This is a genomic window from Thalassoglobus neptunius (genome assembly GCF_007859735.1).
Taxonomy (GTDB): Bacteria; Planctomycetota; Planctomycetia; order Planctomycetales; family Planctomycetaceae; genus Thalassoglobus; species Thalassoglobus neptunius.
Genome location: NZ_SIHI01000001.1, coordinates 1,542,952 through 1,567,785 on the forward strand (window position 1 = coordinate 1,542,952; position 24,834 = coordinate 1,567,785).

17 protein-coding genes are annotated in these 24,834 nt (G+C 52.9%); 5 read left to right on the forward strand and 12 right to left on the reverse strand.

Features of this window, described 5'->3' with window-relative positions; genetic code table 11:
- Positions 1–99: 99 nt before the first annotated feature.
- The 5 genes from KOR42_RS06225 to KOR42_RS06245 form a co-directional block, all read right to left on the reverse strand.
- On the reverse strand, positions 100–1,815 hold the full coding sequence (locus tag KOR42_RS06225) for a family 16 glycoside hydrolase (protein WP_231740700.1): 1,716 nt from the start codon (positions 1,813–1,815) through the stop codon (positions 100–102).
- Positions 1,816–2,060: 245 nt separating this feature from the next.
- Entirely contained in the window at positions 2,061–3,182 is a 1,122-nt protein-coding gene (locus tag KOR42_RS06230) for a citrate/2-methylcitrate synthase (RefSeq protein ID WP_146508003.1), read from the reverse strand.
- A 128-nt stretch (positions 3,183–3,310) separates the two neighbouring features.
- Positions 3,311–4,885 (reverse strand): ThuA domain-containing protein, encoded by a 1,575-nt coding sequence (locus tag KOR42_RS06235; protein WP_146508005.1) that lies wholly within the window; start codon positions 4,883–4,885, stop codon positions 3,311–3,313.
- 56 nt (positions 4,886–4,941) lie between these two features.
- Positions 4,942–5,928 carry a PP2C family protein-serine/threonine phosphatase gene (locus KOR42_RS06240; RefSeq protein WP_146508007.1) on the reverse strand — a complete coding sequence of 329 codons (987 nt, stop codon included), beginning with the start codon at positions 5,926–5,928 and terminating at the stop codon, positions 4,942–4,944.
- A complete protein-coding gene (locus KOR42_RS06245; protein ID WP_231740702.1) occupies positions 5,897–6,706 on the reverse strand; it encodes a serine/threonine protein kinase in 810 nt (269 codons plus the stop codon). The genes KOR42_RS06240 and KOR42_RS06245 overlap by 32 nt, the downstream gene beginning before the upstream one ends.
- Before the next feature lie 447 nt (positions 6,707–7,153).
- Here KOR42_RS06245 and KOR42_RS06250 point away from each other — a divergent pair, with 447 nt between their 5' ends.
- The 4 genes from KOR42_RS06250 to KOR42_RS06265 all read left to right on the forward strand — a co-directional run bounded on the left by KOR42_RS06250 (position 7,154) and on the right by KOR42_RS06265 (position 14,485).
- On the forward strand, positions 7,154–8,587 hold the full coding sequence (locus tag KOR42_RS06250; RefSeq protein WP_146508011.1) for an aspartate aminotransferase family protein: 1,434 nt from the start codon (positions 7,154–7,156) through the stop codon (positions 8,585–8,587).
- A 3-nt stretch (positions 8,588–8,590) separates the two neighbouring features.
- A complete protein-coding gene (locus KOR42_RS06255; RefSeq protein ID WP_146508013.1) occupies positions 8,591–9,625 on the forward strand; it encodes a prenyltransferase/squalene oxidase repeat-containing protein in 1,035 nt (344 codons plus the stop codon).
- A gap of 486 nt (positions 9,626–10,111) precedes the next feature.
- Positions 10,112–12,802, forward strand: coding sequence for a DNA polymerase I (polA, locus tag KOR42_RS06260; RefSeq protein ID WP_146508015.1), 2,691 nt, complete (start codon positions 10,112–10,114; stop codon positions 12,800–12,802).
- 294 nt (positions 12,803–13,096) lie between these two features.
- Positions 13,097–14,485 carry an RtcB family protein gene (locus tag KOR42_RS06265; RefSeq protein WP_146508016.1) on the forward strand — a complete coding sequence of 463 codons (1,389 nt, stop codon included), beginning with the start codon at positions 13,097–13,099 and terminating at the stop codon, positions 14,483–14,485.
- Between the two features lie 139 nt (positions 14,486–14,624).
- On the opposite strand, the gene KOR42_RS06270 is transcribed toward KOR42_RS06265, so the two are convergent.
- The 4 genes from KOR42_RS06270 to KOR42_RS06285 form a co-directional block, all read right to left on the reverse strand.
- Positions 14,625–15,401 (reverse strand): gamma-glutamyl-gamma-aminobutyrate hydrolase family protein, encoded by a 777-nt coding sequence (locus KOR42_RS06270; protein WP_146508018.1) that lies wholly within the window; start codon positions 15,399–15,401, stop codon positions 14,625–14,627.
- Positions 15,402–16,122: 721 nt separating this feature from the next.
- On the reverse strand, positions 16,123–17,505 hold the full coding sequence (locus KOR42_RS06275; protein WP_146508020.1) for a LutB/LldF family L-lactate oxidation iron-sulfur protein: 1,383 nt from the start codon (positions 17,503–17,505) through the stop codon (positions 16,123–16,125).
- An 81-nt stretch (positions 17,506–17,586) separates the two neighbouring features.
- Positions 17,587–18,285: a peptidylprolyl isomerase gene (locus KOR42_RS06280; RefSeq protein WP_231740706.1), complete on the reverse strand. Its 699-nt coding sequence runs from the start codon at positions 18,283–18,285 to the stop codon at positions 17,587–17,589.
- On the reverse strand, positions 18,286–18,585 hold the full coding sequence (locus tag KOR42_RS06285) for a metal-sulfur cluster assembly factor (protein WP_146508022.1): 300 nt from the start codon (positions 18,583–18,585) through the stop codon (positions 18,286–18,288).
- A gap of 285 nt (positions 18,586–18,870) precedes the next feature.
- On the opposite strand from KOR42_RS06285, the gene KOR42_RS06290 reads away from it, so the two are divergent.
- Entirely contained in the window at positions 18,871–21,804 is a 2,934-nt protein-coding gene (locus KOR42_RS06290; RefSeq protein ID WP_146508024.1) for a trypsin-like peptidase domain-containing protein, read from the forward strand.
- Positions 21,805–21,820: 16 nt separating this feature from the next.
- On the opposite strand, the gene KOR42_RS06295 is transcribed toward KOR42_RS06290, so the two are convergent.
- The 3 genes from KOR42_RS06295 to KOR42_RS06305 all read right to left on the reverse strand — a co-directional run bounded on the left by KOR42_RS06295 (position 21,821) and on the right by KOR42_RS06305 (position 24,815).
- The gene (locus KOR42_RS06295; protein ID WP_197440911.1) at positions 21,821–22,639 is read right to left on the reverse strand and encodes a TerC family protein; all 819 of its coding nucleotides are present in this window, start codon (positions 22,637–22,639) and stop codon (positions 21,821–21,823) included.
- A 145-nt stretch (positions 22,640–22,784) separates the two neighbouring features.
- A complete protein-coding gene (locus tag KOR42_RS06300; protein WP_146508026.1) occupies positions 22,785–23,630 on the reverse strand; it encodes an SDR family oxidoreductase in 846 nt (281 codons plus the stop codon).
- 120 nt (positions 23,631–23,750) lie between these two features.
- Positions 23,751–24,815, reverse strand: coding sequence for a M14 family metallopeptidase (locus tag KOR42_RS06305; RefSeq protein ID WP_197440912.1), 1,065 nt, complete (start codon positions 24,813–24,815; stop codon positions 23,751–23,753).
- Between the last annotated feature and the right edge of the window lie 19 nt (positions 24,816–24,834).

Here is a 24,834-nt window from a genome sequence, read left to right on the forward strand (position 1 = left end):
GCATTATTCGCGGCGTTCCGTTCGTGAACAGTGTGCGAGCGTCTGTTTCGTATGCAATCGTCATCGTGAAAAGGATTTCATCAAGTTGCGAAATCGTCCTCACTCAAATTCGAACGACTCGACAGTCAGTTGCCGCTTCGGCCAGTAGTCACCTCGACGAAACTCGAATGCGGTCGGGACGAATTCACCAACAATTTCCGCTGATGCGCCATCTGTTGGAATGTCGTCTTCGAATCCAGTCAACCAGAGAACAGAATTGACGACCAGTTGGCGGAATCCATCGTTGAGTAAGTCTGTCGACGAACCCATGGTCGTTGTGACAACTTCACCGACTTCACCGCCAGGCACCTGATAAGTCTTCGTCCAGACAACCGGCATCATCGGATCGTTCTTGGAGTCATCAAGTTCCGTGTCGGTATATCTCATTCCATAAAGCGGATCACCCTCGCTTGCCTCGCCTTCGCGATTGACGACTTGACCAAGAACAAGAGGCTGCGAATCGCCGGGAAGCGGCAGACGAACACCATACACGTCGGTTGGCCCCCAGATTCCTTCGACACCTCTGAGAATCGGATGATCCGATTGTTCTTCGACAATCACCCCACGGGTGCTTTGCGATTTGTGTTTTCCGTGATGGCTGATCCACTTTTCACCGAGCACCAGCCGTCCGAAACCATCCTTCCAGGCTTCCTTCGGACCGTTGTACCCGTTGCTGTAATGTGACCAGGAACTCCCTTTCGGGAAGTTGAATGCATGCGTCGCAGTTCTCAATCCCAACACAGGTCCGCCGCGCTGCAGATACCGATCGATGTACTGCATCTGATCATCTGGAAGAGCACGGAAGCGAGTGGCGATGATCATCAAGTCTGCATCTTCGAGAGCTTCGAGCCCCGGAATGTTCTCGCCGTAGTTGGGGTCGATGAAACCTGTTTCGGGATTGATTGGAAAGACAACGCGACAGTCAAAGCCATGTTGTTCGGAGAGAATCAGCCCCAGCTGCGGAAGGGTTTCTTCAGAACGATATTCTTCATCGCCAGCGATTAGAACAATCTTCTTCCCGACGCCGATTCCCTCGTCTCCGGAATACTCGATGTACTCTTTCTTCGCTGTTTCATCCACGGAAACTTCCTGAAGCTGAAGATTCTTCCAGCGGACTTTTGTTCCAGCCCGTGACTCGTTGTCTCCAATTCCATGAACCTGCAAGGCGATAAAGCCCGACGCATCCATGTCGTCCGTCAAATCCGCTGCGGGAACACCGTTGACCCAAGTCTTGATCGAGTTTCCGATCACCTGAATTCGATAGTGATTCCACTCACCATTCTTGAATGCTTTTCTCGCTGTTTCGTTTTCGTCGCCGGAGAGATCATTCAACCAGCCGCGACGTCCTTCATCATAGATTCCACCTGACCAGGCTCGGTTGGAAGTATCGATCTCGACCTGATAGCCGTGAACTCGACCAACAGGAATGGTCTTCTTGCGAATCTTTCCGCTTGACGTTTTTGTCTCGACAACTTGCGGCTTTTCGGCCACATGACTTCGAATCTGAATTCCGGAGTTCAGTCCCAGATCGACTTTCAGGTCGACATCCAGAATGAAATTGGAATACTCCCGATCAGTACACAGAAAGCTGTTCGGAGTGTTGACGACCGATTCCCCGACGACAACGCCATCCTCGATGGTGTATTTGGCTTCGCCGCCGCGTTGCGTCCAACCGTCGAGAGAATCCCCCTTGATCAATGAGACCGGCTCACCGGCATGGGCACTGTGAAAGCAAGCACAAGCGACAAGAAAACTCGCGAGCCGTAGGTATCTCATCCGAGCACTCCCTGAGTGTGTTAGAACCTGAGTGGAATTGAGTCTCGCTCAGGTTTCCGTTCGCCGAATCGCATCGTAAAAACCCCGACGCGATTGACCGATGATTCGATCAATCGATTGTAAGAGGGCACCAGACAGCGCGAAGCATTCTGACGAATGGAGCCTGAAAACTCCAAGTTAGAGAAAACGTCACGCGAGGGAAAGGGATCGCGTCGCGTCCGTTGCGGCGATGATGACGAGCTTCGTCAGTCTGCCCGCATGCGAAGCGGTTCGAACCGGCAATTCACTGCCCCGCGATATCTCGCTCTGGGACGAATCACTTCGTTCGTCTCACACTGTTCCAAAGCGTGGGCACTCCACCCCACAACGCGAGCTGCAGCAAACAATGGCCGGAAGAGATCTCGATCAAGGCCAAGGTAAGAAAAGAGTCTGCACAAAGGCCAGTCGACATTGGGTGGCAGCTGTCGTTCTTGCCAGATGACTCGTTCGATTTCTTCAGCGAGTTTCTCCATGTCCTGACGGTTTGACGCCCGTGCAAGTCGTTCGCATTCGACTTCCAGAATCGATGCGCGTGGATCGCACTCCTGATAAACAGGATGCCCGAAGCCGGGAAACTCTGTGTTCGCTCTTTGTTCGGAAATCCATTTGGATGCTTCTGATGGCACTCTAACTTCATCGAGAAGATCGAGCGGTCCGTCCCCTCCTCCTCCGTGTGACATCCCGATAAACGCATCGAGAGCCGCCAGAATCGGTCCGTACTGAGAACAGCGTGTTGAGCCGACAATTCGGGCTACATATGTCGACGGATTGAACTCGTGTTCTGCACACACGATGAATGCCACATCGAGTGCTCGCTCGTAGAGCGAACTTGGCACCTCACCGGTGATGACGTAATAGATATTCGAGATGTAGCTCAGTTCCGGCTTGGGCGCGAGGACAGGAAGCCCCAACCGGGAACGATGCCAACATCCGATCAACAGCGGAATTCTTGCCATCAGCCGAATCGTCTGAGTGTGGCCGGCACACAACAGGCTTTCACTCGGCTGCGGATCGAAATGGCTCAGAAGTCCGATTCCGGTTCGAAGAACTTCCAATGGGGAATTGTGAACCGGAATTCTCTCGAACATGTGTTCGATGATGGGCGGCAGCTGCTGCTCTTCGTTGATGACTGTCAGAAAATCCGCGAACTGTTCTTCGCTGGGCAGTTCATCAAAAAGAAGAAGATAGGCAACTTCAAGAAAGGACGCTCCTTCCGAGAGTTCGTGCAGACAGTATCCGCGATACTGAATCCCGTCGTCCAGGCGACAAATTTCGGTCTCTCCGGCAATGACGCCACGGAGTCCAGGATGATAGATTTCTTGTGGCATAAAGATCCCTCCGTGGCTCGAGGCGACTCCATCCTCGTCTTTTCGTTCAACATATCGGATCGAGTCAGGAACTGCCTGTTCCTCGATGACATACTCACTGCCGATTTAGGTTATCGATACCGAAGTTGTCACTGACCTTCAAGCGTCCAATCAATTCCGTTCTTGAGCAATTGCTGAAATGTTGGGTTCTGAAAGTCATCAACATGCCCCAAAGACGTGTAAAAAGACCGCCCACCATCTGCTCGTTGGAACGTCCACGCAACAGGCTCTGGGTCTTCACCTTCAACCGCTCCGGTCATGAGGACCGTCGCTTTCGAGTTCAGCGGTGACGTTTTGTAGAGCGACCAGCCTTGCTGAAATGGAGTGCGCGGAATCCCGTCGAGCACAGGATGCTCGACATCTGCAATCGTGATCATGCTCTTCAACTGATTTCCGTAGTGGTTCGTATAATTTCCTCCAAAGACTTCCGCATCGAACTCTTTCCAGTCAGCGAAGCCTTCGGGGGGAGTTTCTTTTCTCAGCGAGAAAGCATGGCTTGCGGTTCGTATTCCAATGACCGGTTTCCCCGCCGCAACAAAATCTCGAACGACCTTCAAGTCTTTCTCCGGCAGGACCCGACGGCGAGCGCTTACCAGCAGAGCATCAGCTTCGGCAACGAATGCGATTCCGGGGACCTGATTTCGATCTGAAGGAGTCGCGAAAACTTTCAAAACCCGATAGTCCTGACCGAGAGTGTCGATCGCAAATTTCGGGAGAGTGGTCGCTGTCTCGTACTCGTCTTCCGCAATCAGCATGGCGAGTGTCGGACGGGTATCGTCAGCAAATCGAAATTCCTCACCGCCGATCAATTGGGTACTGAGAATCGTCGGGCACACAAATCGCTCGATATGGTCGACAATCAAATCTGTCCCGGTGAAGTGGCTGACAAAAGGAGCAGATCGTGGATCGTACATGGTGTCTGTCTGATCCCGCATGAGAACAACGTCCTTTCCAGCGGTGGAGAGTCTCCTCAATCCGAAGGGGCGTCCCAGCACACACATGTTTGTATGCACTCCCGTCATGATCACATTGCTCAGACCGTTGGCTTCGAGGATATTCCAGACCTCATCTCCCTGATCGGTGATGTAATCGCGTTCGGGGTCAATCTCAATTGCTGAGTGTTGACGCCTCCACGGCCACTTTTCTTCTTCCAACAGAGGACGCAAGCTCGCCTGCCAGGCAGCATGTTCCTCCGGGTCATCATCGCAACCGCCATTCGACTGATCGATGGGATAAACGCCTTGCTCTTCCGAAGGAATCTGGTAGCACCACTGCGTGATATCTTCGGGATAATTGTCGGCGACCGGAACGTTTTGTGCGCGATTGCGGGCGGGATGATCCTCGTAGAACGGCATGCAATTGCTCGGCGCGTGAATGATCGTGACTCCACGTCGGCGAGCTTCTTTGACGACGCGATTCAAAACCGGAACAAGTTCTGCGACCCGAAACGCAGCGTTCTTGCAGTTGTGAGTATCCCAAACGTCACAGACAATGAGTGCGGTTTGATCTCCGTTCCAGGTTTCCTCATCAGCGAGGACGTGAAAGTTCTTGCTTCCCGGTTCCAGTGGAACCTGTTTCCGGAGGGTGAGATTGAGTGACTCTGCGGAAGCAAGATCACAGACTCCCAACAGCATGGAAGTGATCAGCAGTATTCGCGAAAGCATCGCCAGGTCCTGTCGCTGAGACAATTCTCAACCACACCGGGCTCTCGCAAAATGAGTTAAGTCGAGCGAGGTTTCCGTCGGTAGGCGAGAATCGTCAGATCGTCTGGTTTGGACGGTAAGTTTGGAATCCTCGAACACATTCGCTTCACGGCAATTTCAGCCAGCTGGTGAACACCGTCTTCCAGCGAACCTTTTCGAATGCATTCGACAACTTCCACTGCAAACAGGTTATCGAACAATCCATCAGATGCCAGCAAGATCGTGTCTCTGGCAGCCAGACTGATCCAGGGGCCCAGCTCGATTGACATGTCGCGGCTTCCAATGACGTTGGAAACCAGGTGCCGATTTTCGTGCAAGATTGCTTCCTGCTCGGAGAGAACTCCCGCTTCGAGGGCATAGCCCACAGGAGAATGCGAGACCGTCTCGTACTTGATTCGTCCGCGCTGGCTCATCACAAGAATCTGGGAATCGCCCGCGTGGTAAGTTCGTGCTTTCGATCCCTGAAGCTCGACGAGTGCAAGCGTGGTCGCGGAGCCTGCTCCCGATTTAATCAATCGCTTGTTGGCCGCTTCAATCCGATTCAAGATCACCGAACGCAAGCCGTCCACTTCGCTTTGATCGGTTTGCGATTGCAGAGGAACTTTCAAGCCTTTGCTGATCAGAATGTGCCGGTCTTCAACGGGTTCCTTTCGAACAGGAAGACCTTTCTTGAGGCTCTTCACCAGAGCCTGAGAGGCGTTTTTTCCGCCGCGATGCCCACCCAGCCCGTCAGCGACGACAAGAATTCCCTGATCCGAAGAGGCCGAGATCACTCCCAGCGAGTCTTCATTTTCGGTTTCGCGAGACGGCGACTTCATGGTCAGCCAGGCTGCGATACCATTCACGCAGTCGACGGTCGTCACCGACGGAATTTCAATCGGTTCTTGAGCACCGATGTGCGGAATGTCGAGTGCATCCATCTCCACTGTGTCATTCAGTGCAGGAAGATTGGCGACTTCCGAATGGTCGGATTCAGGCCGTTTTGGATCTGCGTCGTTCTGCATAGGTCAGGACTTTGAACTTTTGACGCTGAAAAGCGTTCCTCATATGGATGCAATCACGAAAGCGATTCCTGGGGTTTGGTTCAATTGCCTTTTTCAAGAATTCGACGAATTCGGGATGAACCTTTGTTCGAAGTTTTTTAATTCCTAACGGTGGCCACTCGTAAGGCCATTCCGGCCAGACACCCGACAACATTCTATAAATGATCAGTCCCGCCGAGAATACATCCGAGCGTTGAGACGGTTTCCCCATCGCCTGCTCGGGGGCCATATACCCAATGGTCCCGGTTCCTGAACCACGAACTGTCTTCAGCGCAACCTTGGCAATTCCGAAATCAGCGAGGCGCAGCGTGTTGCCATCAAACAACACCATGTTCTCGGGTTTGACATCACAGTGAATAATCCGCTGCTGATGCGCATACGCCAGAGCATCCAGAATCTGCTCGGCGAGACTCATTGAAGTCTTTAAGGAAACCCGCTTTTGAAGTCGGTCCGCAAGAGTTCTTTCACCGAGCGGAAGCGCAATCACGAAGTGGTCATCGATGATTGACGCATCCTTCAATGGCAGAATGTTCGGGTGCTCAAGTCGGGCTGCCAGTCGGACTTCGTTTCGAAAGTCTTTGAGAAGTTGCTCATCAATCTGTTGAGAATGTGGAATCTTCAACGCGACCCGCAACCCTTCGATCGTGTCAAAAGCTTGGTAGACTGTTGCAAAACCACCTTCGCTCAGGCGTTTTTCAATCCGATATTTCCCCAGCTTTTGACGAGCTCTTAGTGCCACAGTGAAGATTCCTCTCATGGATGCCTTGACCTTCATCTTGAAGAAACTCGAATTCCGTTCAAGGCGATTCCATCCCGGTCAAATCTACAGTGAATCTGGTTCTGGCAATAGGAAAATGTCCGGATTGACAATCGCTTGCGGAGAAATGGTCCATTCCACTATCAGTGCAACAAACGAAACTATCGGCACGAAGTCTGCACTGACGGAGAAGATTCGGCGTGGAGTGCAGACTTTGCCGTATCGTTACAATGTGACAGCCCAACCCCGTCGACGCCGCCTGCCGCACAACTTGACAGGACCTCACCCCTTTTTCATCGTCGCTGTGCCGTTTCCCCATTACTGCCTCACAATCCGCAATCCGAATCATTTCCTCGAAATTTCGTTTGAACTCGCATCCGGTTCGCGTGTCTGAGATACTGCGACACTTCTCTCCCAACAGGTAAGACCATGCAAAACCCGATCCAGCATCCAGGAGAAAATCAGTCCAACGAAACCCGGGCTCGGCTCACCTCTTCAGAACCAAAATCGCTCCGGACTTACACTCCCAGCCAGGCTGTCTTTTCGAAATCGGCGGGCGTCTTCCATTGGACCCCGGAAGGCCGCCGGCTGTACGACTTCAGCTCGGGAGTTCTCGTCGCCAACCTCGGACACAATCCGACCCGCTGGCTCAAACGACTGACGTCCTACCTCGGATGGAACCTCAACGAAATTGAGACATCCGAAGAGCCTTATCTCGCTGCCGTGCCGCTGACGGCATACAACGCGATGACAGAACTCGAAGCCGAGGCGAACGACCGGCTCCGAAAAAGCCTTCAGCGAAGTTCCGGCGGAGAATTTCTGGACCATGTCTTGTGGTCCGCTTCGGGATCGGAAGCAGTTCAAAAAGCACTTTGGGCCTGCCTGGAGCGTGACCCGAAACGTCAGCGAATTCTCGCCACACGCCACGGTTTTCACGGAAAAAAAGGACTCGCGGGAGCGGTGACCGGGTGCGAAACTGATCGTGATCGTGATCCTCGCGTGACCTTTGTCAGCTTCCCGATGGCATCGTGTGATGATCTTGAACAGCCGTCAGAAGAGTTCGATTTTCAAGAGTACGAACAGGAACTGAACTCACTCTGGAACGAATACGGAAACGAAATCAACTGCCTCATCACGGAACCGTATCTGGGTGGGGGCGGAAGCTTTCATCCCCCGAAAGAATATCTGCAACGACTCCAGAAATGGTGCAACGAGCACGACATCCTCTTCATTCTCGATGAGGTTCAAGCCAATTTTGGACGCACCGGAGAAATGTACGCGTTCGAAGCTTATGGACTTCGTCCTGACTTCGTCTGTCTCGGAAAAGGACTGGGGAACGGAGTTCCGGTCAGTGCCGCCGTCGGTCGTTCAGAGATCACGAAACATATGAACTACGGAGCAGCTTCCGACACATGGAGCGCCAATCCATTCAGCTGCGCAGCGGTCCTGGCAACGCTCGACGAGTTCGAATCAACCGAAATCGTCGAAAACACACGGATGATCGGCAAGCTGTTTGCAGACCGTCTCATTCAAGCGAAAGCAAGTCCTCTCATCGCGAAAGTTCGGGGAGAAGGTCTTGTCTTCGGTGTTGAGTGTGACGCATACGCGGGTTTCACTCCCGCTGAAGTTGCGAACGAGATTGTCAAGCAGTGCTATTTGGGAGACGAATCCGGCAACGGTATTCATCTTCTCGGTGCTCTGGCTGGAAAGGTGTTGCGCGTGAGTCCTCCCATGTCGATGACTCGCGAAGAGGCAGAATTGTCGCTGGATCTGTTTGATGCGATTCTCGAGCGAACGGCAGAGTCTCTGGAAAATGGCAGACAATCGGCCTCGTCGAGCGTATCATGCTCTCAAGGAGGATAATTCATGAGATTTTCGCGAGCTTTCACCGCAATCCTGTTCTGTTTCGTTCTGATCGTTGTTCCTGATTCACTCGTGAATGCGGACGATGCTGCGGTGAAACGTTCGGTGACGCGAAGCCTCGAATACCTCTCTCGGGCACAACGCCGACAGGGATTCTGGGAAGCCAACGGGGGACAATACCGGGTCGCGATGACAGCCCTGGCGGGAACGGCCTTCCTCGCCGAAGGCTCAACAACAACTCGTGGACGGTACGCTCAAAACATCTCGCGAGCTGTCGATTATCTGATCGACATGTCCCAACCGAGCGGACTGATTGGATACCCGGACGACTATCATTACACCTACGGGCATGGATTCAGCATGCTCTTCCTGTCGCAAGTCTACGGCGAAGAAGAAGACGCTCTCAGACGCTCTCAGATTAAGAAAACTCTCGACAAAGCCGTCCGTTTCAGCGCAGAAGCTCAAACGTCTCTCGGAGGATGGGGATATGTCTCCGCCCGTGAGGGAAACGATTTCGACGAAGGCTCCACTTGCGTCACGCAGGTTCAGGGCTTGCGGGCGTGTCGCAATGCGGGAATCGTCGTTCCCCGCGAGATCATCGATCGAGCGAAAGTTTACATCCGTAAATGCATGACGGACGACGGAGGAATTCAGTACAGCATTCGCGGCGGAGGTGCCCGCGCACCCATCACCGCTGCTGCCGTTGCGAGCATGTATAGCGCAGGCGAATACGGTGAGACTGACGACGTCAAAAAAATGCTGAAATACTGCGAGACGAACATTTGGCCGGAAGGAAACGGCATCAAAAGCAACAGCTTCGGTCATTGGCACTACATGCACTACTATCTCGCACAGGTGATGTATCGGGAAACAGACCTTTGGGACAAGTACCGTGCAGAAATCGAAGCAGTTCTCGTCAGTCAACAAGGTCCTGATGGGTCATGGCAAGACAACAGCGTCGGCCCTGTCTACGTGACCGCCATGAACGCCACGATCCTTCAACTGAAGCACGGATACCTCCCGATTTTTCAGCGGTAACAACGAAACCGGTCGCGGCAACTTCACGATTTCCAGTCGGATTTCTCGTTGAATTTCTGGTGCCCCTGAGAGTTCACGGCGGATTCTTCGTCGATCTCAATTCATGGCCTTTCATCTCCTCTCTTGATGGTTCCGCCGCACCTGCGGACGAGGCTCTCTCGCTGTCATCAACGCGGGGACTCCCAATGGCCACGGTTTCGTCGACCGCCAAATCGCGTTCCTGAGATATGCAATGTGATCTCCCGTACTTGTGATTCGAATCAATATCGAAGACATTCATCGGTTCAAGGACGGTTTAGGAGCGAGCTTGAGTGCCGGTAGAGCATTCTTCGAGAGAGTCTTCACGAACTTGCGCGAGCAAACTGGACAAACACCACGCCAAACCGTCCAAGCGAGTAGGCACACGCAAAAGCAAATTGCTCTCGTGGTTGCAGCTCATTCTCCAAGGCCACCTTTCTACAGATTCTTTTGACAACCGGATCACTGATGGCTGAAACGCTCTACATTATCGATACATTTTCTCTCGTCTTTCAGGTCTTTCATGCGATCCGGCAACCCATGACAGGCACTCGCGGGCAACCCACGAACGCGGTTTACGGTTTCACCGGGGACATTCAACACCTGCTGAAAGAGAAATCGCCGACCCACATCATCTGCGCCACGGAGTCGGCAACTCCTCAGGAACGTGTTGCAATCTACTCCGATTACAAAGCCAACCGCGATGAAATGCCGGACGATCTGCGTCCGCAGATTCCGATGATTCTCGACGTCATCGAAGGCTTCGGAATCCCGATCGTCTCTTATCCCGGTTGGGAAGCGGATGATGTCATCGCCACTGTGGCCACTCGAGCTGCTGCCGAAGGAATGGATGTTTGTGTCGTGACAAGCGACAAAGACATACGCCAGCTTCTCAGCCCGAAGATCAGAATTTACAGCATCCGTAAACGGTCCTTCTTCGATGAAGAAAACCTCTGGGACGAATGGGGTGTGCGGCCGGATCAAGTCATCGATTTTCAGTCGCTGGTCGGAGACAGTGTCGACAATGTTCCCGGAGTCCCACTGGTCGGGCCGAAGAAAGCTCAGATGCTTCTGGAGCGATTCGAAACCCTTGATGCTGTCCTTGAAAACGCCGATCAGGCACCGGGGAAAAAACTCGCTTTCAACTTGAAAGAGTTCGCCGACCAGGCCCGCATGAGCAAGGAACTTGTCGCCCTCAAAACGGATCTTCCGATTGAACTCAGCTGGGATGATTGCCGGGTTCAAGCGCCGGATCATGAGCGACTTTTTGAGCTCTTCCGCGACTTTGGATTTCGTCGGTATGCCAACGAAATGGAAACCGAAATTCAGAAAGGTGCTGGCCCGGACCCGGAAGTTGAAAGTCGAATCTGGAAAACGATTTCGACTCCCAAGGAATTCAAAGCCTTTCTCAACGAACTTCAAAAGCAAGACGAGTTCTGTGTTGATCTCGAAACCACAAGTGTCGATCCCCTTCAAGCCGATATCGTCGGTTGGGCTTTCTGCTGGAAAGCACATCAGTCGTTTTATCTTCCGGTAGACGGACCTCCCGGATCTCCGACGCTCAACGCTGACGAAGTTCTCGCAGCGCTCAAACCTATTCTCGAAGATCCTTCGAAAACGATCGTCAATCAAAACATCAAGTACGACTATCTCGTCCTTCGCCGCGTCGGAGTTGAGATCGCAACGATCGGCCTCGATTCCATGATCGGGGACTACCTCCTGGACGCCGGAGCGAGAACCCACAAGCTTGATGAAATCTCGAAGAAGTATCTTCACCGGGAAATGATCCCCATCAGCGACCTGATCGGCAAAGGGAAGAAACAACTAAAAATGTTCGAGGTCGACGTCAATGCGGCCGCAGAATACGCCAGCGAAGATGCCGATGTCTGCTGGCAATTGACGGAAATTATCGGGGAGCAACTGAAGGAAGAAAACCTCTGGAAACTCTACTGGGATCTCGAACGACCGCTGATCAAAGTCCTCGCCGAAATGGAGTGGAACGGAGTCCGAGTTGACGTTGATGAACTGAAGCGTCAAAGCGATCACCTGACGCTTCGACTGTCGCAACTCGTGGAAGAAATTCACTCGATCGCGGGATCGAATTTCAATATCGATTCCCCGAAGCAACTCTCAAAAGTTCTTTTCGAAGATCTCAAACTTCCTGTCATCAAAAAGACGAAAACCGGTCTCAGCACCGATCAGGAAGTTCTCGAAAAACTCGCGTCGCAGCATCCGCTCCCCGCCAAATTGATCGAACATCGTCAGCTCTCCAAGCTCAAAGGGACTTACCTCGACGCCCTGCCTGCTCTCGTCAACAAAACGACCGGGCACATCCACACGTCCTTCAGCCAGACGACAGCTGCGACCGGGCGTTTGAGTTCGAGCGACCCGAATCTTCAGAATATTCCGATTCGGACCGAAGAAGGACAAATGATCCGGAAGGCGTTCATCCCCAGCCAACCCGGTTGGAAACTCGTCTGTCTCGACTATTCGCAAATCGAGCTGAGAATGCTCGCCCATTTCTGCAAGGACGAAGAACTTCAACGTGCGTTTCACGATGGAGAAGACATTCACCGCACTGTCGCAGCGCAGGTCTATGGAGTCCCGGTTGAAGACGTCGACTCCACTCAAAGACGCGTCGCGAAAGCGGTCAACTTTGGCGTGATCTATGGTCAATCCGCCTATGGTCTGGCTGCTGCCCTTTCCATCCCGAAGGAAGAAGCTGCTCAGTTTATTGACGACTACTTTGCGAAGTACGCATCGGTTCAGGAGTTTATGGATCGCGTTCTGGATGAGTGCAAAGAATCCGGATATGCACGCACCATTCGGGGCCGTCGGCGGGAGATCTCCGGCATTCGACCGAAGCGTTGGGGCAACCTCAATCTCCCGGAGCGAACTGCCGTCAACACAGTCATTCAGGGTTCAGCAGCTGATTTGATCAAACAGGCGATGATCAATGTCTTCAATCAACTTCAAGAACAGAAACACTCTGCCCGGATGCTTCTTCAAATTCATGATGAACTTGTTTTTGAAGCTCCGGCTGAAGATGTCGATTCACTGATTGCCATTGCCCGGCACGAAATGGAAACGGCCCTCGACCTGGATGTTCCACTCGTCATCGACTGCAAACAAGGCGACAACTGGCTCGACGCAGATTGAGTTTCGCGACGTGTCTTTGTGCCAGTACTAAGTGCGTGCGCGATCGATTTCGCTGAAAACGAAGTCGTGAGCAATCATTCTTCCGAACTTCTGTTTCTGTGCGCGTGTCCGGCTTCAAACTCAAGATTCATCTCGTCTTTGACTGGGTTGTCAAAGCGAGAAGGGCCACGCGGAGAGAATGCCCCTCGCCGAGTAATTTTCTGAGTTTCTCTGCGTTTGCCTCTTCTTGTTTCTTACGCTGAAGATTGAGTTTGCTCGTATGAAGGCGAGAGAACAGAGCGGAAGGATGCTCGAATGAACCGTAGACAGTTACAGAAAATTGGTGTCCCGGATTCGTGTGCGAAGTCGGCGATTCAGGCGATTCAAGCCGCAGTTGCCTCCGGCATGACCGGGAAAGAAGCACGCGATCGGCTTGTTCAAGTTGTGAGTTCCCCAGAGGACTTTAACAGCGATTCTGTCTTCGGGGATTTTGCAAATGAACTCGTCAGTGCTCCTCCACCGATCGAACGTCATCAGATCGACTATTCGGTTTGGGGAAATGAGTTCATCGACGAGAACTCGCATCGTCAAATGCGGGAAGCGTGCTCACTGCCTCATGCCGTCGCGGGAGCGCTGATGCCGGATGCTCACGTCGGGTACGGACTTCCAATTGGAGGTGTGCTCGCGCTCGAGGGAGCGGTCTGCCCATACGCAGTTGGTGTCGATATCGCTTGTCGGATGAAGTTGTCCATCCTCGATGTTCCCGTCTCGTATTTCGAGGACGAACTTCAAGTTCGACGGCTTTCCAATGCCATCAAGAAAGGAACCGTTTTCGGAACCGGGAGGGGTTGGAGCCGACGGAAGGACCATTCCGTGATGGATGAGGACTGGTCGGTGACCCGGATCACTCGTCAGAACAAGGACAAAGCATGGAAGCAACTCGGGACGTCCGGTTCAGGAAACCACTTTGTCGAGTTCGGAACTCTGACGCTTCACGAATCCGATCTCGGACTGGAACCGGGAACGTACACCGCCCTGCTCAGCCATAGTGGAAGTCGTGGAGTGGGGCATTCGGTCTGTTCGACATACAGCAAGATTGCCCGTCAACAGCTTCCGGCGCAGTACAAAGAGTTCGGTCAGCTCGCCTGGCTGGAACTCGATTCCGAAGCTGGGCAGGAATACTGGCTGGCCATGAACCTGATGGGTGAGTATGCCTCAGCCAACCATGCGGTCATCCACGAAGAGGTGACGACACTGGCTTCAGCGAACGTTTTGGCCACTGTCGAGAACCATCACAACTTCGCCTGGAAAGAAGTCCACAACGGAACCGAAGTGGTCGTCCATCGCAAAGGAGCCACCCCGGCGGGAGAGGGTGTCCTCGGTGTGATTCCGGGATCGATGGGAACTCCGGCGTTTGTTGTGCGAGGAAAAGGAAACGAGCGGTCTCTTGATTCCGCTTCCCACGGAGCGGGACGCGTGATGTCTCGAAAGCAGGCGAACGCGACTTATCGTTTCAACCATGTTCGCCAGGATCTCGCTAAGAAGGGGATCAAAGTCCTCTCCGCGGGATCGGACGAAGTTCCAATGGTTTACAAGGACATCCACGAAGTCATGAACGCTCAAACCGATCTCGTTGACGAGGTCGCGCAATTCGATCCCCGAATCGTCAAGATGTGCGGAGATGGAAGCCGAGCCGAAGACTGACGGGAACAAAAACCGTTGCCTGAACGAAAACAGCCCGTTGGAAACTCTCCAACGGGCTGTTGTTATTTATACGTTCAATTGATGAGAGCACACGGCTCTTGCTTGTTGTGACTCAAAGTGATCATTGAAGAGTCACTGATCACGCAACGCGGCGTGTCTGGTCGAACTGAAGAATTTCGACACCGGTCGCGGTCTGTTCTTTCGCACCATCGATGAATGCTTCGAAGACCTGAAGGTCGAGAGCCGAAGCGGATTCACTTTCTGGATGGAACTGTGTTCCGAGGCACCACCAGTTGTCGTCCGTCGATTCGTAAGCTTCGACGACTCCGTCCATCGCCGTTGCTGAAGCACGGAAAACCGATGCCAGTTGATCAATCGCCATGTGATGATCGCTGTTCACGCGAATTTCACCCGGTCCGTAAATCGAATCCATTTTCGTTCCGGGAACGATTTCGATCACGTGTCGCAGACAGTTTTCAACGGCGTCCCGGTGGCACAAAGAACGGTAAACATCTTCGGCAACGTGTTGGAAGAGTGTGCCTCCGCAAATCAGATTCAGAACCTGCATTCCCGATCCGATGGCAAGTGTCGGAATCTTCATTTCGTATGCGAGTTTCGCGAGTCGGCGATCGAAGTCTTCGCGACGGGCTGGCATCGCTCGCGTTACAGGGTGTGGATCAAAGCCCAGGCGGATTGGGTCCAGGTCGAGTTTGCATCCGGTCAGAACGAGTCCATCGACTTGTTCGAGCATCCGACGCAAATCGTCATCCTCAGCCATTGGAGGCAGCATCAGTGGGATGCCACCGCTGTTGCTGACAGAATCGTAGTACCCAGTATGCATCCATGAGAAAGAGAACGTTTCGCTTTTCGCGGCTCGGAAATCGGCATTGATTGCAATGATTGGTTTGTCGTTCATGGTTTCTCTTCCTTGATCAGTGGGATGGAACTCTTCTTCCGGGTCGTGGTATCGAATCAAACGTAGGAGCAAGGGTCACTTGCCGAGGCTTTTCCGATCTGGAACTCAACCGCGCTCGCACGCGGGGATGGCTTGAGTCAAACTCCGAATCGAAACAGCCTGTGTGATTGGACGACTGCAGAAAGTTCGTGAGAGAAACCAGAGATTGAGAATAATGAAAGGGAGGGAGAGCGACACGACCGGGTAAAGGGGTTGCAAGACACGGTCATTACATTGATCTGTGCGGAGAAGCCGATCACAAAGAAATCGATCAATGTTCGCAAGATGCGGATGCATCGGAATCCATTCCAATCCAAGTTTCCGTCTAACCGAAACGTTCCTCTTTTGAAACTTTCGGCGTTCGATCTTTCTGCAATTTTCGATTCCAATCAATGGAACTCTTCAATAGCAGGTCAGAGGTTGAAGTTGTGTCCAACACGCTGCCAACCCTGACGAGAAATAAGGCTAACTCAGGGGAATCGGGTTGTAAAGCAAATTGCCGATCTTGTAGGGAATTTGACTCAAGTTTCGCACACCACACTAGATATGGTACCCCGTTTCGCCCACTCACTACGGGTTGTGTTCGGCGCGTCGACGAGCTTGCAGACGACACCAATTGGGGTCCGCTTTTTCGGGATTCGCCGAAAGAGAGCCCGAAGAACTCACACACCTGTTGAATGAGTTACTGCTTCTTCTTGCGCTGTTCGTAAAGCTGACGGAAGCTCTGCTTGGGAGGAACCGGCAGCTCGCGCTGATTGCCCCAGTCGTTGAAACGGTTGTAGATCATAAACCGTGGAAGGTAACGCAAAGCGAATCGTCCAACGCTTCCTGCGAATCGATACAACCACGGCCGAGACAAGACTCCGGCAGCGACCTGCATTGGCAGCTTCTTCGAGATCGGCAGCAAGCCTTTCAAGACAAGTTTACTTCGCCAGGTATACAGCTGCTCGTGAAGATTGATTTTGACCGGACAGACATCGCTGCATGAGCCACACAACGAACAGGCATACGGAAGACTCGAGTGTGTTTGAGCGTCCTGTGATGGAGCGAGGATCGAACCGATCGGACCGGGCACGGTGTTGCTGTAGCTGTGCCCTCCGCTTCGTCGATAGACCGGGCATGTATTCATGCACGCGCCACAGCGAATGCAGTTCAGCGAACGGCGGAAATCATCGCTTCCGAGAATCTCACTTCGCCCGTTGTCGACGAGGACAATGTGCATTTCACAACCTGGCTCGCGCGGACCATGGAAGTGAGTGGAATAGGTCGTGATGGGTTGTCCCGTGGCCGATCGCGCCAGCAGTCTCAGAAAGACGGCCAGATCCTTCTGACGAGGAATCACTTTCTCGATTCCCATGCAGGCAATGTGCAGCTTCGGAAGTGATGTTCCGAGGTCTGCGTTGCCTTCGTTCGTACAGACCACAATTCCGCCAGTTTCTGCAACGGCGAAATTGACGCCAGTGATTCCTGCGTCGGCGGCCAGAAAGCGTTGTCTCAATTCCTGACGAGCAGCTTCGGTGAGATACTGCGGATCGGTCGCCCCTTTTTCGGTTCCGATCTTCTGGTGAAACAACTCGCCAATTTCTTCCCGTTTGGTGTGAATGGCGGGCATCACAATATGGCTGGGAGGCTCTTCTCGCAGCTGAACAATCCACTCTCCGAGATCCGTATCAACCACTTCAATGTCGTTGCGTTCGAGAAACGGATTGAGATGGCATTCCTCCGTCAGCATCGATTTGCTTTTGACGACTTTTTTCACGTCGTGCGACTGAAGGAGCTTGAGAACAATCTCGTTGTGCTCCGCAGCATCTTTTGCCCAATGGACCTGAATGCCGTTCGCTTGCGCCTGCTGCTCGAACTGCTCAAGCAGCTCGGCCATGTTGGTCATCGTGTATTTTTTGATCTGCGAAGCACGTTCGCGAAGTTCCTCCCATTCCGGAACTGACTCAGCGGCTTTGTCACGTTTCGCGCGGACGAACCACAAGGTGCGGTCATGCCATGCTGCTCGCTCAGCATTCTTAATGAACTCAGTCGCTTTGGCCGGATGGGAAGTTGCAGTCGCCATTTTCACTCACACGATGAATTTTCGACAGGATAAAAAATGACCACCACTATTCAGTGATGGTCATCTCGATACTCACGACAACTATTCGACGATGGTCGCCGACTTGATGTAATCAAGCTTCGGGAACTTCTCGTTCAGATATGCGTTCCCTTCCTGCTGGATGCGTCCCTGATTCGGTCCGCGTCCGCTCGGTGCTCCTTCGCCGTATTCTGCATAGAGCGAATCGACAACTTCCATTCCTTCCACGACTTCTCCGAACGGAGAGAACCCCTGATTGTCGAGGAACGAATTGTCGCCGAAGTTAATGAACAGCTGCGAAGTTCGAGTGTTCGGACCAGCCATGGCATAAGTGATTCGGCCACGTGTGTTGGACTGCTTGTTGGGATCATCGGGAATCGGCGAATCTCTCCACTTCGCCATCACTTCCGGATCGCCACTGATTCCAAACTGAGCCATGAACCCGTCAATCACCCGGAAGAACCGAACATCGTCATAGAATTTGGCTTCGACCAACTCCCGAAATCGTTCTGCACCTTTCGGAGCCCAGTCGGGATGGACTTCAACTACGAAATCCCCTTTGGAAGTCTCAAACTTTACCTTGTACACGTTTTCATCCTTTGATTCGGCCGGTGCGGAGTCATTCTCCGAAGACTGGTCCGACTGTGATTGTGGATTGGTCACTTCAAACTTGCTGGGCGGGGAGCTTTCTTCGGCAACACATGATTGCAGGAAACAACATGTGGAAAAGAATGCCATCAGCCAGAGAACGTTGTGTTTCATTTAGAAGATTCCTAACTGATCTCGAGCATCATCGGTCATCCGATCAGGAGACCACGGGGGAGACATGACGAGTTTGATCTCAGCTTTTTCAACGTCCTCCAATTGCTCGAGCGCCATTTTGGACTGCTGCACAATTTGAGGCCCGGCGGGGCAAGCTGGACTGGTCAATGTCATATTGACGTTGACGACACCTTCCTCCTGAGCGATGTCGTAGATCAATCCGAGATCGACAATATTAATCATCAATTCCGGGTCAATCACCTGTTTCAAAGTTTCCAGAAGTTCTACTTCGTCTGCCATGTCATCACTCAATGTTTCATTGTGAACGACCTCAACGATCGTCAATCAGGAGGAAAAATCGGGACGACCTGACATCGGCGTCCGTCCTCCCCGGGGAAAATCACACACTTGCCGACACGATCTCCCGACTACAAGCTTGTTCTACAGCCACGATTGTAGGCCCTTCGAACTGCAGACAAAAGTGGGGAAACGGACAAGTTCTCCTTGCGAACCAATCTCCCCAAAGAGTACATTTGTAAGACATCAACGGAATCATCGACTCACTCCATCTCGTGAGGTGCTCTTTTGGCTCGAAATCGGATCACCTGCCCCTTCTGTCATAAGACCCACTCTCTTCGACCGGGTCAAAACCTTCCGACAGATGCGTCATGTCCGAAATGCGGCGAGTATCTTGTCGACGACGATCTTCCGACTCATCGAGGCCAAGCCTTCAATGACGATTCGGAACGTCAGTCCGAAAGACTGCAAATCTTTCTTCTGGCGGGAGCGTGTGTGCTGGCACTGACACTTTCTGTAGTGGCCTACGTTGTTGTTTCTGACCGATCACCGAAGGTGGCGGACGACACCTTGAACACAGAAACACCGGATGCACAGACCGAAGAAACTTCGCATTCTCCGGCAACTGAACCCTCCGAGACAACGCATCTTCCGCAACCTGAAGAAACCATCACAACCGCATCGCCGTCAATTCCCCAAGCGATAACCGACACTTCGCTTCCGCAGTCGCAACAACCGGTTGCCGATGGAAACACAGGAAATCGTCCGCCGGAGCGTTCCGCCGATCAATCCAATTCGCCCAGCGACAAAACCGTGGCACGCCAACCCGGATGGTTCACGTTCTCAGACACGGACAATTTTCAGTTTGAATTCGAAGTGCGTGCAGAACACGAGAGCGGAACCGAAGTCATCACAGGCCGTTCGACATATTCGGTTCAACAGCGAGACATGGAAATCTCCGACAATGCCGAAACCGAAAAAGGGAGCGGTACGGCATTTGTCATCACTTCTGACGGACACCTGTTGAGTTGTGCACACGTTGTCGATCGAGCGAGCACTGTGAATGTCAAAATCGGAAACCGGGACTATCCCGCTCGTATCATTGCCTCAGACCCGGTTCGAGACCTCGCTTTACTGAAAATCGAGGCCACAAATTTGCACCCGGTCAAGCTGGCGGACTCTGGTCAGGTTCGGCTCGGACAAGAAGTTCGTGTGATCGGATTTCCCCTCTCGAGACTCCTGGGCACGGGAATTAAAGTCACGACAGGCACCGTTTCCGGAATCGTCCAGAATCCCACAACCGAAGAATTTCAAATCGATGCTGCCGTCAATCCCGGAAACAGTGGCGGCCCGGTTTTCCGCTCAGACGGTTCCGTCGTCGGGGTCGCATCGTCACGTTTGTCGGGTGCGGATGTTTCCGGTGTCGGATTCTGTGTTCCATCCAATCAAGCCCGCGAGTTTCTGAACGCACACGGTTTGTCATTTTCTCCGGAACCGATGGCACAACCGCTCGACGGCCCCAGCCTCGTGGAATTAGTCTCTCCCGCAGTCGCTTATGTCAGTGTCGAAATCGGGCCTTCACCGAATGACCGCAGCACGCGACTCTCATTCCACAGCGTCTTTCACGATCGACATGAAGCCCGTCTCAGAGCGATTCCACCACGGTTCCCAACCGGCGGCAACGTTCCGACCATCCATCGTGGAACCCTCGACGTCACTCGATTCGGAAATCTTCTGGAAGACGACGACGGCCCGCAACTCCCGTATCTGATCGGTGCCCCTTCACAGCTTCCGTTTGTCCCACTTCCGCAAACATCTCAATCGAAGTGGACGGTCAGCAACTCCACAGCCCTCGTGTTCGAAGAAGAAGCTCCCAACCAACGTGGACTGCCTGAGATGAGATTCCGTTTTCCTTTTGATCGTCAGGCTCCGCGGTCCATCGTGAAATCGATTCCTGCGGTTGAGACGTCCGACTATGAACTCGTCAGTTTGACCGGCGACAAAGCGGTGATCAAACAGGACTACGAGTTCCGAACAACAAAACCGGAGGAAGGACAAATCTTCCGAATGGGGGGAGCCGCAAAGTTTACGATCGACATAAAACGGGGAATCACGAGTCACTACGATTTCTCGGGCGTTTATTCGGTCGAGTCGCAGAGTGTCACTCTCAAAGTCCCACTCACGATCAAAGGCACAGGAACCCATCAAAAACCAAAGCCGCCGCAATCGGCTTCGTCCTCGCCATCCGTGGCACGCACAACGAGTCCCCCGGAACGTTCAGTGATCAATTCTTCCGGGACAGCGGAGAAACTCGACTATCCGGTGAAAGTGATGATTCCGGAGATGGGATGGGGAATCAAATCGCTCGCGTTTCACCCGAACAACAAGTTCGTCGCCGCAGGCAAAGCGGACGATTACGTCGAGCTGTACGACATCGACACCGGGAACAAGATCTTCACTGCGGGAAGGCTGCGCGAGCTTGGAACGATTCTTTCACTCAAGTTCACCCCGAATGGAAAGCAACTTCTGGCTGGCGGGTACAGAGGTCTGATTCAAGTCTGGAACGTCGCTGATAATGGGCTGCTGACACCGGTCGGAACCTACGCAGGTCACAAACGGAATGTGACCTTGCTGGAGATTTCCCCGAATTCCGAGTTCGTCATTTCAGGCGGCGGAGAGAAGCAGGCCCAAATTTGGGATCTCAAAACTCTTGAGGAAAAGTTCACCACTCCCAGCTTCGAAGCGAATGAGTTCGCGTTCCGTTTTCTGAACGACGAACAAGTTCTCGTCAGCGACGGGCGCGTGCTTCGGGAATTCAACGTCTCCAGTGGCGAATTGGCCAGAGAACTCACGCTGCGCAACACGGGCTCCACAACAGCGATTTGCTTTTCCCCGGATGGCAAAACAGTTGCGGTCACAGACGGCTATTCCGTGTTGCGCTGGTCGACGTCCAACGGGAAGGCCGAGCCTGAACTGAAAGGCAAAGAGGTCCTTTGGGATGTTGAGTTTACTCGCGATTCTCAAACCCTCGTCTGCGGCGGACGCGGACATCTTGTCTTTTGGAATCTCCGTCAACAAGAGCGAGACGGACACCTCATGCTGGGAGACAGTATCCAGTATGTGAAACCTCTGACTCTCTCCTCCGACGGAAAATATGTCGCCTGCTACCCAAGCTCAGCGGGTCAGTCGCTGTGGGTCTTTGAACTCCCCAACGTCGACTGACCCGACGATTCCTCCGTCAGGCATGTGCCTCGCCAGTCGCTTCCTTCGCTCGTTCCATCTCACGCTGTCTTTGCATGGCGAGTTTCTTCTGATATCGCCCCTGAACGATGTCGACAACAATGAGAACGATGAGGACGAAGTAGAACGTCGACTTGGTCATCGCATGGACTTCCTGACCAAACAGAGAAACGTGGGCCAAATGCCCGCCTTCTGAGACCAGCATCACCCCGACGATAAACAGAATGAAGAGCCCGAGAACTTCGTACATACGGTTCTTTTTGAGAAACTCGGCGACGTGATCAGCGAGGTAAATCATCAGTAATCCGCTGGCGATAATCGCGGTCGACATGATGTACATGTTGTGGGTCAAAGCCATCGCACTCAGAATGGAATCGAACGAGAAGACCAGATTCATCAGGACGATCCAGAAGATCGCCGCGTTGACCGATTTTGGTTTGGTATCGTGATGCTCTTCGAGGTGTTCGATCGACAGCATGTGATGAATTTCCTTCACAGCTGTGTAAAGAATGAAGCCACCCCCAGCGAGTGTGATCAATGCGTGGAGGTTGAACACCCCATCAAAAGCCTTCCCAAGATGAACTTCAAAGAGCGGGTCCTGGAACTTCTGGATCGTGCCCATCACGACCACCAGCAGAATGATTCGCAGGGCAATCGCCAGTCCGATTCCCATCTTTCTGACGTAAGCTTGTTTCTCTTCGGTGACTCGCTTCGATTCGATCGAGATATACAACAGATTGTCGAACCCCAGGACCGCCTGAAGCAGGATCAACATCGCCAGAGTAAACAGGCCGTGAAGGGAAAACATTTCACCCATGGAAGGAACTTCCGAATTGATGTGATGTGAAAACAGGAGATCGCGTCGATTGCGCGAGCAACACATTTCGAGGAGCGTAGACGTTTTGCCGGTCGATTTCTACGCGTGAGCATTGAAGACAACGTCACATGCCCGAGAGAATCGCTCAACTTTCAAGACTGGCTGCCAGCCCACTTTGGGCGTTCGGGTACTGCAACGTGAGGTTGAAATCCTCGATGATTCGCGACGGATCAACACGCTTTCCGAGTTGCGTTTCCTGAGGTGGCCCCATCACCGGTGCATGAGTTCCCAACTGTCTGGCCAGTTCGGAATAGAAGTCAATTCGCCGCAGCGGTGTTCCGTCGCTGAGAACATAAAGATTACGAGCCGACTCAGCCGTTGCGATCTTGTGAATGGCCTCGACGATATCGGTCCGATGAACCAGATTCAGCCAGCTATGAGGATTCCCCGGAAGTGTCTGTTGGGACTCCAATTGAGCACGTCGCCCAATCAAACGTCCCGGCCCGTAGATTCCCGCAAGTCTGAGAACCGTGGCTGAGTGAGATGTTTGTTCGCTCCAGTTGCGGACAAGTTCTTCCGCTGCGAGACAAATGCGTCCCCCTTCGGTTTCCGGATCGCAAGGAGATTGCTCATCGACGATCTGCCCCTCGTGCTGGCCGTAGACACTCGTACTCGAAATGTAAACGAATCGAGGGACGCGGCCGCTGATCTCGTCCAAGACATTTTTCAGCCCCTGCACATAGACGTCCCGTTTCGAGTCGCTTGCCGACCGGTCATAGCCGACGGAATAAAGACACACGTCCGCTTCTGGCAGTGCGCGAAGTGAATCGCAATCGAGCACATTTCCAACGACCGACTCAATCCCCGCGTCGCGGAACTCTTTCCGATGCGTCTCCGAACGTGTTAAGGCTGTAACCTTCCAGGAGTCTTCACACCATCGTTTCGCAACGGGCAATCCAACGTACCCACATCCAATAATCAGAGCACGCATCCTCGATTTCTCCGCAACTAGAGCGTTTTTTGATTCGGTTTGCACTCACTCGCACGAGCAAACGCAGCCTTCCATCAGAAGAAACAGGGCAAGCGAGTGCACAGGGAAGAGCAACTTGGTCTATTGATTCAGCCACAGGTCGAAAACTCGTTCAAAGAGGCTCTTCGACTCATTATACACTCTTGATCGCCAACTGCGCGACGAGGGAAAAAAGACTTCCTTGAGGCGGTTTTTCGCTTCTGTGAACGGATTCGAATCCGGCTCTCCCCAATGATGCGCGGCATTTTCGGCTCGGAGCGCGCTGAGAACTTTGACCGGAGGAAAGGTTCCGTACTCCAGACAAACAGAGGTAACCATGGGCGCGTGATGTCGAATCCATCGATTAAAATTTCCTTTCGCCTGATAGGCCATCTTTTCATCTGGAAATTTCACACGATTCCCCGACAGCACTTTCAACAGGTCCATTGCCCCGGGAGAAAGCTCGTGCCCGAAAAGGAACTGGTACTCCCCAGACAGACCCAGACCGGAATGAATGTCCAGATGCAACGTCGCTGGAGTTGATTGAATTTCCGGAAGCAACACTTTCTCCAAAGCTCGCAAAGTCTGCGTCGGCTCCCGGCCTCCGAAGAACAACCCGGAAGGATAGTCATACTGCCCTTCAGCAACGGCCTGCTGGAGTGAGTTGAGTCCATGCCGGGCGATCTTCCAACTTGCCTGCAACGTAAAAGGAATTTCAAAGCGTGGCCAGCTTGGCGGGTTCAACAGTCGATTCAAATCGTGATAGCCCTCGTTCGCGCCTTGGTACTCTTCCCCACTGAGCAGAAAGTTCCGATTCAGATCCACGTTGTTTTCATCAAACCGTCGCAGTTGATCGAATCCGAATGGGTTGATTGCATGGACCATCAGAACGGCTGAATCGCGTGAGGGATTCAACCGCTCGCTAAAATGACGCACGAGCATCGACTGAATTGCTGATCCCAGAAATCCTTCCACTCCATGCAATCCAGAAGTCACAACTAACAGCTTTCGGGGACGCTCCGGCCCTAACCTCATCAACGTGGTGCGATAGTGTTCATGATCGATCAATGATCGGGAATCGATCGTCCATCCGAATTGGTGCCCAAGGTCGACAATTTGTTCGACGCAATCGCGGTAAGTCTCTGCCCAGGAGTGTGATTGATCCACGATCGCCCCGCTTGCTTCG